General features: G+C 68.7%; 13 protein-coding genes. 10 read left to right on the top strand and 3 right to left on the bottom strand.

Features of this window, described 5'->3' with window-relative positions; translation table 11 throughout:
* The 6 genes from urtC to STVA_RS17345 are packed head-to-tail and all read left to right on the top strand — an operon-like array spanning nucleotide 1 to nucleotide 4,403.
* A complete protein-coding gene (gene urtC / locus STVA_RS17370) occupies nucleotides 1-1,134 on the top strand; it encodes an urea ABC transporter permease subunit UrtC (protein WP_123693751.1) in 1,134 nt (377 codons plus the stop codon).
* The gene (urtD, locus tag STVA_RS17365; RefSeq protein WP_123693754.1) at nucleotides 1,131-1,886 is read left to right on the top strand and encodes an urea ABC transporter ATP-binding protein UrtD; all 756 of its coding nucleotides are present in this window, start codon (nucleotides 1,131-1,133) and stop codon (nucleotides 1,884-1,886) included. Before urtC ends, urtD begins: the two co-directional genes overlap by 4 nt.
* Before the next feature lie 2 nt (nucleotides 1,887-1,888).
* Nucleotides 1,889-2,584, top strand: a complete 696-nt coding sequence (gene urtE / locus STVA_RS17360; protein WP_123693756.1) for an urea ABC transporter ATP-binding subunit UrtE — start codon at nucleotides 1,889-1,891, stop codon at nucleotides 2,582-2,584.
* Nucleotides 2,585-2,643: 59 nt separating this feature from the next.
* A complete protein-coding gene (locus STVA_RS17355) occupies nucleotides 2,644-3,630 on the top strand; it encodes a ketopantoate reductase family protein (protein ID WP_123693758.1) in 987 nt (328 codons plus the stop codon).
* Nucleotides 3,631-3,679: 49 nt separating this feature from the next.
* A complete protein-coding gene (locus STVA_RS17350) occupies nucleotides 3,680-4,000 on the top strand; it encodes a type II toxin-antitoxin system MqsR family toxin (protein WP_123693760.1) in 321 nt (106 codons plus the stop codon).
* On the top strand, nucleotides 3,993-4,403 hold the full coding sequence (locus tag STVA_RS17345; protein ID WP_123693762.1) for a type II TA system antitoxin MqsA family protein: 411 nt from the start codon (nucleotides 3,993-3,995) through the stop codon (nucleotides 4,401-4,403). The genes STVA_RS17350 and STVA_RS17345 overlap by 8 nt, the downstream gene beginning before the upstream one ends.
* A 16-nt stretch (nucleotides 4,404-4,419) precedes the next feature.
* Here the strand turns inward: STVA_RS17345 and STVA_RS17340 are convergent, their stop codons facing one another.
* The gene (locus STVA_RS17340; RefSeq protein WP_123693764.1) at nucleotides 4,420-5,565 is read right to left on the bottom strand and encodes an alpha-hydroxy acid oxidase; all 1,146 of its coding nucleotides are present in this window, start codon (nucleotides 5,563-5,565) and stop codon (nucleotides 4,420-4,422) included.
* Between the two features lie 121 nt (nucleotides 5,566-5,686).
* Here STVA_RS17340 and STVA_RS17335 point away from each other — a divergent pair, with 121 nt between their 5' ends.
* Nucleotides 5,687-5,941 (top strand): FitA-like ribbon-helix-helix domain-containing protein, encoded by a 255-nt coding sequence (locus tag STVA_RS17335; protein WP_123693766.1) that lies wholly within the window; start codon nucleotides 5,687-5,689, stop codon nucleotides 5,939-5,941.
* The gene (locus STVA_RS17330) at nucleotides 5,938-6,360 is read left to right on the top strand and encodes a type II toxin-antitoxin system VapC family toxin (RefSeq protein WP_123693768.1); all 423 of its coding nucleotides are present in this window, start codon (nucleotides 5,938-5,940) and stop codon (nucleotides 6,358-6,360) included. The genes STVA_RS17335 and STVA_RS17330 overlap by 4 nt, the downstream gene beginning before the upstream one ends.
* A 15-nt stretch (nucleotides 6,361-6,375) precedes the next feature.
* Here the strand turns inward: STVA_RS17330 and STVA_RS17325 are convergent, their stop codons facing one another.
* Nucleotides 6,376-7,485, bottom strand: a complete 1,110-nt coding sequence (locus STVA_RS17325) for an Ldh family oxidoreductase (RefSeq protein ID WP_123693769.1) — start codon at nucleotides 7,483-7,485, stop codon at nucleotides 6,376-6,378.
* Nucleotides 7,486-7,640: 155 nt separating this feature from the next.
* Between STVA_RS17325 and STVA_RS17320 the strand changes: the two genes are divergently transcribed.
* Nucleotides 7,641-8,384 carry a sulfotransferase-like domain-containing protein gene (locus STVA_RS17320; RefSeq protein WP_197735661.1) on the top strand — a complete coding sequence of 248 codons (744 nt, stop codon included), beginning with the start codon at nucleotides 7,641-7,643 and terminating at the stop codon, nucleotides 8,382-8,384.
* Nucleotides 8,385-8,387: 3 nt separating this feature from the next.
* Nucleotides 8,388-9,299 carry an aminotransferase class IV gene (locus tag STVA_RS17315; RefSeq protein WP_123693773.1) on the top strand — a complete coding sequence of 304 codons (912 nt, stop codon included), beginning with the start codon at nucleotides 8,388-8,390 and terminating at the stop codon, nucleotides 9,297-9,299.
* Between the two features lie 3 nt (nucleotides 9,300-9,302).
* On the opposite strand, the gene STVA_RS17310 is transcribed toward STVA_RS17315, so the two are convergent.
* Complete coding sequence (locus tag STVA_RS17310; protein WP_123693775.1) at nucleotides 9,303-9,773, bottom strand: cupin domain-containing protein; 471 nt, start codon at nucleotides 9,771-9,773, stop codon at nucleotides 9,303-9,305.
* Nucleotides 9,774-9,812: the final 39 nt, after the last annotated feature.

Genomic DNA, 9,812 nt, shown 5'->3' with positions numbered 1-9,812 from the left:
ATGCTGACGCGACACCTGCTCGCCGGCTGGCCCGGCATCGTCTTCCTGGCCCTGCTGGCGGCCGCCGCCATCCTGGTGCCGCTCGCCAACCTGACCATGCCGGTCAGCTCGCCCTGGCACGTGCCGACCCATGTCGTGGTGCTGGTGGGCAAGTGGCTGTGCTACGCGCTGCTGGCCATCGCGCTCGACCTGGTGTGGGGCTATTGCGGCATCCTCTCGCTCGGCCACGGCGCCTTCTTCGCGCTGGGCGGCTATGCGATGGGCATGTACCTGATGCGCCAGATCGGCACGCGCGGGGTCTATGGCCACCCGACGCTGCCGGACTTCATGGTGTTCCTCAACTGGAAGGAGCTGCCCTGGTACTGGTGGGGCTTCGACCAGTTCTGGTTCGCGGCCATCATGGTGGTGGCGGTTCCGGGGCTGCTGGCCTTCGTCTTCGGTTGGCTCGCCTTCCGCTCGCGGGTGACGGGGGTCTATCTCTCGATCATCACCCAGGCGCTCACCTTCGCGCTGATGCTGGCCTTCTTCCGCAACGACATGGGCTTCGGCGGCAACAACGGGCTGACCGACTTCCGCGAGATCCTGGGCTTCGGCGTGCGCGAACGCGGGACGCGGGCAGCGCTCTTCGCCGCCACCTGCGTGGCGCTGGCGGGCGGCTTCCTGATAGCCCGCTTCATCGTCACCTCGCGCTTCGGGCTGGTGCTGGTGGCGGTCCGCGACGCCGAGAGCCGGACGCGGTTCCTGGGCTATCGCGTTCACCAGTACAAGCTGTTCGTCTTCGTCGTCTCGGCGATGATGGCGGGCGTGGCGGGCGCCCTCTACGTGCCGCAGGTCGGCATCATCAACCCCGGCGAGTACGCCCCCACCAACTCGATCGAGGCGGTGATCTGGGTGGCGGTCGGCGGGCGCGGCACGCTGGTGGGGGCGGCACTGGGTGCGGTCGTCGTCAACGCCTTCAAGACCTGGATGACGGGGGCGATGCCGGAGGTGTGGCTGTTCGCGCTGGGTGCCCTCTTCGTGGTCGTCACGCTCTTCCTGCCCAAGGGCATCCTCGGCACCATCCGGGCGATCCGCTGGCGCAAGCCGGCACCGCCGCCGGCAACCGCACCCGTCACGGCGGAGCAGGGCCCATGAACGCCACCGTAGAAACCACGGCCATCCTCTATGTCGACGGCGTCTCGGTGTCGTTCGATGGCTTCCGGGCGCTGAACGGCCTGTCGCTCTTCATCGAGCCGGGCGAGATGCGGGCGATCATCGGACCCAACGGGGCGGGCAAGACGACGATGATGGACGTCGTCACCGGCAAGACCAAGCCCGACACGGGCACGGTCCTGTTCGGCGGCCGGCACGACCTGTCGCGCATGGACGAGGCGTCGATCGCCGACCTCGGCATCGGCCGCAAGTTCCAGCGCCCGACCGTGTTCGAGATGCACACGGTGTGGGACAATCTGGTGCTGGCCGTGAAGCAGCGGCGCGGCGTCTTCACCACGCTCTTTGCCCGTCTCACCGGGGCCGAGCGCGACCGGCTGGACGAGATCCTGGCGATCACCCGACTGACCGAGCTGCGCGACCGGTCGGCCGGCACCCTGTCGCACGGGCAGAAGCAGTGGCTGGAGATCGGCATGTTGCTGGCGCAGGAGCCGGCCCTGCTGCTGGTCGACGAGCCGGTGGCCGGGATGACGGATGCCGAGACCGAGCAGACGGCCGAGCTGCTGCGCGACATCAACCGCACCCGCTCGGTCGTCGTCGTCGAGCACGACATGAGCTTCGTGCGGGCGCTGGGCGTGCGCGTCACCGTGCTGCACGAGGGCTCGGTCCTGGCCGAGGGGTCGCTTGATGCCGTCAGCGCCAACGAGCGCGTCGTCGAAGTCTATCTGGGACGCTAGCCATGCTGACGGTCGAAGCGGTCGACGTGCATTACGGGGCAGCGCAGGCCCTGAAGAAGGTCTCCCTGGCAGCGGCGCCCGGACGCGTCACCTGCGTCATGGGCCGCAACGGGGTGGGCAAGACCTCGCTCCTGCGCGCGATCGCCGGCCATCGGCCGACGACCGGCGGGCGTATCGTCTGGGAGGGGCGGGAACTGGCGAACGCGCCCCCACACGAGCGCGCGCGGCGCGGCATCGCGCTGGTGCCGCAGGGGCGAGAGATCTTCCCGCTGCTGACGGTCGACGAGAACCTGCGCACCGGCTTTTCCTGCCTGCCGCGGTCCGAGCGCACCATCCCGGGGGAGATATTCGACCTGTTCCCGGTCCTGCGCTCGATGCTGGGCCGGCGCGGCGGAGACCTGTCGGGCGGGCAGCAGCAGCAGCTTGCATTGGCCCGCGCCCTGGTCATGCGGCCGCGCCTGCTGCTGCTGGACGAGCCGACCGAGGGCATCCAGCCCTCGATCATCAAGGATATCGGCCGGGTCATCGTCCACCTGCGCCAAGTCGGCACGATGGCGATCGTCCTGGTCGAGCAGTACTTCGATTTCGCGCGCGAGCTGGCCGACGATTTCGTCGTCATGGACCGCGGCGAGGTGGTGCTGGCGGGGACCGGCGAGGGGATGGACGAGGCCGCGGTTCGCCGCTATCTCAGCGTCTGAAATTTCCCGCCACCCCCTCGCTGGCCCGCGTTCTTCCTGTCCGGGCGGAGGCTTCTCCCATGCGTATCTGTATCTATGGCGCCGGCGCGGTCGGCGGCAACTTCGCCGCGCGCCTGGCGAAGGCCGGCATCGATGTGACGATGATCGCCCGTGGTCCGCACCTCGAGGCGATCCAGGCCCGCGGGCTGACCGTCCAGACGCGCGAGGACCGCATCCATGTCCGCCCGTTCGCCACGGACGACCCGCGCCGGGCCGGGCCGCAGGATGCGATCATCGTCACCCTCAAGGCGCCGGCACTGCCGGCCGCGGTCGATGGCATGGCGCCGCTGCTGGGGCCGGACACGGCCGTCGTCTTCGCCACCAACGGCGTGCCCTGGTGGTATTTCCACGGCCATCCCGGCCCGCAGGCCGAGCGCCGGCTGACCCGGCTTGACCCGCAGGGGGTCCTCTGGGACCGGCTGCCGATCTCGCGCGTCGTCGGCTCGGTCATCTATTCGGCCAACGAGATCGTGGCGCCGGGCGTCGTCGACAACAAGTCGGTCCGCAACCGCCTGCTGCTTGGCGAACCGGACGGCAGCCGGACGGCGCGTGTCGAGGCCATCTCCAAGGCATTCGATGGCACCGGCATCGAGGCGCCGGTCTTCGACGACATCCGCGCCCAGGTGTGGATCAAGCTGATGGGCAACCTCGCCTGGAACCCGATGTGCGCCCTGACGGGCCTGTCGATCCCCGACATCGCCGGCGACCCGGCGCTGCGCCCGATCGCGCTCGGCATCCTCCAGGAAGGCCAGCGCGTCGCCGAGGCCCTCGGCCTGACGCTCGACACCGACGCCGAGACCCGCCTCAACAACATCCTGAAGCCCGGCCCCACCGGCGGCCACAAGCCCTCGATGCTGCAGGACTTCGAGCTGAAGCGCCCGACCGAGCTGGACGCCATCGTGCTGGCCGTCCAGGATTTCGCTCGCGAGCTCGGCATCGCCACGCCGAACCTGGATTCGGTGGCCGCCCTGGCTGTCGGCCGGGCGAAGGCGCTGGGGATCTATTGAGCGCCGCTCGATATTGTAGAATGGACCTTTAAGGTGTACATTGCGGCCGGTGATCAAGCGCCGGCCGCATCACGATTTGACCGCCGTCCAGGCGAAGTTTGCGCGCGTCGAAACGCTGGAACTCACGCGCAGCGCTGCCCAGGGCGCACACGCCCTGGGTTTCACGCTGTCCGACGTAGTGGCCGTCGTCCAGGCCCTCAAGCCTCGTGACTTTATCAAGTCCGAGACTGCGCATAGCCCACCCAATCCCAGGGTGTGGCACGATACCTACAACCTCCCTTGGGAGGAGTTGGTGCTCTATCTCAAGTTTGCAGGCGAAACCCTGATCGACATCACGCTCACGTCGTTCAAAGAGATGGACAATGGTTGAGACCCGCATCCACCCCGAAACCGGCCAGCTTCTGCGACGGGGCACCCGTATCCGGACCATCGTCTTCGGTTCGATGTCGCGCGCTGTTGAAGTGCCGGGCTGGTATCCGGACGATGAAGGCGATTCCATTCATTCGGGGACAGACCTCGCTGAATCCGATCGGGTCTTCCAGGCATTGCGGGCCGCCTATGCTGCGCACGTGCGGAAGGTGCGCAAGCAATTGAACCTGACCCAGGAAGAAGCTGGGCGGTTGATCGGCGGCGGGCGGCGGGCGTTCCAGAAGTATGAGAGCGGGGCCACGCCGCCCAGCGACGCGGCGGTCGGCCTTATAGAGATCCTTCATCGCCATCCGGAGGAATTGGAAGTCCTGCGATCTATCCGCACCGACCCGAAGGCGGCCTGACGGGCAGCGCGTTCCCTTACCGGAAGCGCAGGTTCTCCCGCGTTAGCTGGTCGACCGAGGTGCAGCCCATCAGCCGCATGCCCCGCTCGAGTTCCGTCTTCATCAGTTCCAGCGCGCGCTCGACGCCGGCCTGGCCGGCGGCGGCGAGCGGGAAAAGGTAGTAGCGGCCGACGCCGACGGCCTTGGCGCCCAGCGACAGGGCCTTCAGCACGTGGGTGCCGCGCTGCACGCCGCCATCCATGATCACGTCGATGTGGTCGCCGACCGCGTCGACGATCTCGGCGAGCTGGTCGAAGCCGCTGCGCGAGCCGTCGAGCTGGCGGCCACCATGGTTGGAGAGCACTATGCCGGTGCAGCCGATCTCGACCGCGCGCCGGGCGTCCTCGACCGACATCACGCCCTTCAGGCAGAACTGCCCACCCCAGTGGCGCACCATGTCGGCCACGTCGTCCCAGGTCATCGACGGGTCCAGCATCTCGGTGAAGTAGCGGCTGATCGACATGACGCCGCCGCCCATCGAGACGTGGGCGTCGAGCTGCGGCAGCTTGAAGCGCTCATGGGTGAGGTAGTCGATCGCCCAGGACGGCTTGATCGCGAACTGGGCCATGCCCGCGAGGTTCAGCTTGAAGGGGATGGCGAAGCCCGTGCGCTTGTCGCGCTCGCGGTTGCCGCCGGTGATGCTGTCGACCGTCAGCATCATCACCTCGACCCCGGCCTCCTTGGCGCGGGTCATCATGTCCCGGTTCAGGCCGCGGTCCTTGTGGAAATAGAACTGGTAGACCTGCGGCCCGTTGCTGATCCGCCGGGCCTCCTCCAGGCTGACGGTGCCGAGCGACGAGACGCCGAACATGGTGCCGTACCGGGCGGCGGCGGCGGCCACCGCGCGCTCGCCCTGATGGTGGAACAGCCGCTGCAGCGCCGTCGGCGAGCAATAGACCGGCATCGCCAGCTTCTGCCCCATCACCGTCACCGACATGTCGACCTCGGTCACGCCGCGCAGGACGTTCGGCACCAGGTCGCAACTGTCGAAGGACGCCGTGTTGCGCCGCAGGGTGACCTCGTCGTCGGCGGCGCCGTCGATGTAGTTGAAGATCGGCCCCGGCAGGCGCTTCTCGGCCATCCGGCGGAAATCGTGGAAGTTGTGGCAGTCCTTCAGGCGCATCGGACGGGTCTACTGCTTCATGGTTCTGGAAGTCCGACATTCGGCCAGTTTGACGATCGGGTACAGAACTATCATCTTGTCACCAGTGCTATCATCGCTATCGTTCCCAGGGGGTGCCATCATGGCTGCCGTCACCATCCGCAATCTCCCCGAGGCGGTGCATCGTGCCCTGAAAGTCCGGGCCGCACAGCACAATCGCAGCGCCGAAGCGGAAATGCGGGCCATCCTGGAGGCCGCCGTGCGTCCTGCCGACCGGCTGCGCGTCGGTAGTGCGCTGGCCGACTTGAGCCGCAAGGTCGGGTTGACCAATGCCGATGTCGAGGCTCTTGACCAGGTCCGGGACGACAAGCCCGCCGACCCTATGGGCTTCCGATGATCCTGCTCGACACCCATGTCATCTGCGAGGCCATGAAGCCTGAGCCGGATCCAGCGGTCCGCGAATGGCTCGACGATCAGGCGGCGGAGACATTGTATTTATCCAGCGTCACCATCGCCGAGTTGCTGTTTGGCATCGGCGCGCTACCGATGGGCAAGCGCAAGGCCAAGCTCGCGGCTGCGCTCGACGGTGTGTTGGAAATCTTCGTGGGCCGCATCCTGCCGTTCGACATGAGGGCAGCACGCCTCTATGCCGATCTTGCCGTCCGGGCGCGTGCCGCTGGAAGGGGGTTCCCAACGCCCGATGGCTATATCGCGGCGATCGCCGCTGCCCATGGGCTTGCCGTGGCGTCTCGCGATTCCAGTGCTTTTGCCGCCGCCGGGCTCTCCGTGATCGATCCCTGGACGCCGGCTGCATAGCCGCCAGCCCGGGCCTCACCCCAGCACGAACGCCACCCCCGCCCGTTCGGCGATCGCCTGCACATGCTCCACCAGCTTCACCGGCATGGGGATGCCGTCGACGCGGCGGCGGTCGAAATTGGCCCATTCCGGGTCGCCGGCCACCAGCACCGGCTTGGCCGGGTCGACCGGCGGGGCGGCGCGCAGCAGGTCCATCATCTCGTCCAGTTCGTCCTCGAAGGCGCCGTCGGGGCGGAAGGCCCGGGGGTCGACCGCCAGGAAGAAATGGCCGAGGTCGTCATAGGGGGTGGCCTTGGCGCGCGGGTCGTCGGCGGCCGTGCCGCAATAGATTGCACCCGACAACTGGGTCGACAGGATCTCGATCATCGCCGCCAGGCCATAGCCCTTGTGGCTCGACATGGCGGGCAGCCCGCCCAGCGGCGTCACCCCGCCCTCGACCAGGCGCAGGCAGTAGCGGCGCGCCGCCTCGGCGTCGGTCACTGCCCGGCCCTGCTCGTCGACGACCCAGCCGGCCGGCACCGGCCGGTCGTTCAGCCAGCAGATGTTGACCTTGCCGACGGCGACCGTGCTGGTCGCCATGTCCAGCACGAAGGGCCGGTTGCGCCGGGTGGGCGCGGCGAAGGCGATGGGGTTGGTCGCGAACATGGCGTCGCGCGCGCCGGTCGGCACGACGCAGCGGGTGCGCGACCCGGTCCCGGTGATGCCGATCAGCCCGGCCTCGGCCGCGCGCAAGGCATAGGCGCCGGCCGCGCCATAGTGGTTGCTGTTGCGCACGGCCACCAGCGCCACGCCCATCCGCCGTGCCTTGTCGATCGCCAGGTCCATCGCCGACAGGGACGGATAGTGGCCAAGGCCGCCGCCGGCATCCATCAGCGCCGTCACCGGGCTCTCACGCACCACCCGGGGCACCGCCTGCATGTTCAGGCGGCCGGCATGCAGCCGCTCCTCATAGCCCAGCAGCATGGTGACGCCGTGCGAATCGATGCCACGCAGGTCGGTGTCGACCATCACACCTGCGGTGGCGGCGGCGATGGCCTGGTCCATGCCCCAGGCGACGAGGATCGTCTCGATCTGCCGATGCAGACGGTCGGCGGGGACGAGCGGCAGGGGGCTGATCGTGTCCATGGCGCAACTATGGCTGGCGGACCGGACCCCGGCAATGCCCGCCGCCACGGCCGATTGACAGGATCTGGGCGCAAAGTACCGTGCGCGCGGATGTTTTTCGTAGTGCCGGGGAAGCGATGGCGGGCCAGCCTGTTGCGGCGGACGAGGATGCGAGCGTGGGGAGATCGCCGGTGGTGCGGCGCATCGCCATGTGGTCGGGCCCGCGCAACCTGTCAACGGCCCTGATGCGGGCGTGGGAGAACCGGCCGGATGCCTGGGTGGTGGACGAACCGCTCTACGCCTTCTACCTCGACCGGACGGGCAAGGATCATCCGGGCCGCGATGCCGTGATCGCGAGCCAGCCGACGGACTGGCGGCCCGTGGCCGATGGCCTGGCCGGCGGTTGCCGCCAGGGTCGGTCGGTCTTCTACCAGAAGCACATGGCCCATCACCTGCTGCCCGAGGTCGACCGGGGCTGGATCGATGCGCTCGACAACTGCTTTCTGATCCGCGATCCGGGCGCGGTCGTTGCCTCCTACGTCCGCTCGCGCGAGGCCGTCGCGCTCGAGGACCTGGGCTACGAGGTGCAGGCTGAGCTGTTCCATCGCGAGCGGGCGCGCACCGGCCGCGTGCCGCCGGTGGTGGACGCGGCCGACATCCTGGCCGACCCGGCCGGCGTCTTGGGTGCCCTCTGCCGGGCGCTGGACGTGCCGTGGGACGAGCGGATGCTGTCCTGGCCGGCGGGCCCGCGCGACAGCGACGGCGTCTGGGCCACCCACTGGTACGCATCGGTCTGGCGCTCGACCGGCTTCGATCCGCCACGGCCCGGCCGTGCCGCGCTCGCCGACGGGCTGCTTCCGCTGGCGGCCGCGGCCGAGCCATACTATCGCGAACTTCACCGCCACCGCCTTACCGGGTGACAGATGGTCCAGGGCTCCCAGGGTTTCGTCGAGGATCCGCGCAACGACCGCGTGCTGCTCTACGTCAACGGCGACATGGTTCCGCGCGCGCAGGCGACGGTGTCCGTGTTCGACGCCGGCTTCGTGCTGGGCGACGGGGTGTGGGAGGGCTTCCGCCTGGTCGGGGGCAAGATCGCGTTTCTCGACCGGCATCTCGACCGGCTCTACGAGGGGGCGGCCGCCATCGACATCGACATCGGCATGGACCGCATGGCGCTGGCGGGCGCGCTCTATCGCACCATCACCGCCAACGACATGGTGGATGGCGTCCATATTCGGCTGATGGTGACGCGCGGCATCAAGCGCACGCCCAACCAGGACCCGCGCTACACTATCGGCCAGGCCACCATCGTCATCGTCGCGGAATGGAAGGAGCCGAACCCGGAGGTGAAGAAGAAGGGCCTGCGCCTCTTCACCTCGGCCATCCGCACCACCCCGCCCGACATGTTCGACATGCGGATCAACTCGCACAGCCGATTGCCGCTGATCACCGCCCTGATCCAGGCGCTGAAGGCCGGCGCCGATGAGGCCTTGATGCTGGACCCGCACGGCTTCGTCGCCAGTTGCAACGCCACCAATTTCTTCATCGTGCGCCGGGGAGAGGTCTGGACCTCGACCGGGCGCTTCTCGTTCAACGGCATCACCCGCGGCAACGTCATCGCGCTGGCCGAGGCCAACGGCATCCCCATGCACCAGAAGGACTTCACGCTGGCGGAGGTCGCCACGGCGGACGAGGCCTTCGTCACCGGCACCTTCGGCGGGGTGACGCCGGTGTCGGCGGTGGACGGGCGGGTGATCGGCGGCGGCCCCGGCGGGCCGGTGACGCAGCGGCTGGACGCCCTCTACCGCACGCTGCTGGCGGCAGAGGGCGCCTGAACCTCAGTAGGGGGTGCCGTCCTTACGATAGTAGCGGAAGCGGCCGGCCGCATCGGTCTTGCCGTGCATGTCGATGTCGGGATAGCCCACCTCCTCGTCGGGGGTGCGGTCGCCCACCACCAGCAGCAGCACGTCGGCGTCCGAGCGGTTGAGGAAATGGTGGCCGTTGCCGGTGCCGGCCGGGAAGCCCGCGCACATGCCGGCCGTCAGCACCTCTTCGCCGGCATCGGTCACCAGCACGGCCTCGCCCTCCAGCACATGGACGAACTCGTCCTGGCGCGTATGCCAATGGCGGTGCGACGACTGCCCGCCGGGCACGATCCGGGTCAGGTTGACGCCGAAGGCGGTCAGCCCGGCATGGTCGCCCACCCGCGTGTACCAGCGCTGCATGTTGCCGTCGCGATAGGGGGCGGGGTAGCTGGTCGAATTGCTTTCGGGCAGCGATTTCGGGTCGAAGCCCGATCGTGCGGTCATCGGCGGTCTCCGGGCAGGGGAAGCCCGGGGCGGGCCCGC

The organism is Stella humosa (assembly GCF_006738645.1).
Classification (GTDB): domain Bacteria; phylum Pseudomonadota; class Alphaproteobacteria; order ATCC43930; family Allostellaceae; genus Allostella; species Allostella humosa.
The sequence above is the reverse complement of the archived record's forward strand: the minus strand, read 5'-3'. Positions and strand labels throughout refer to the sequence as shown.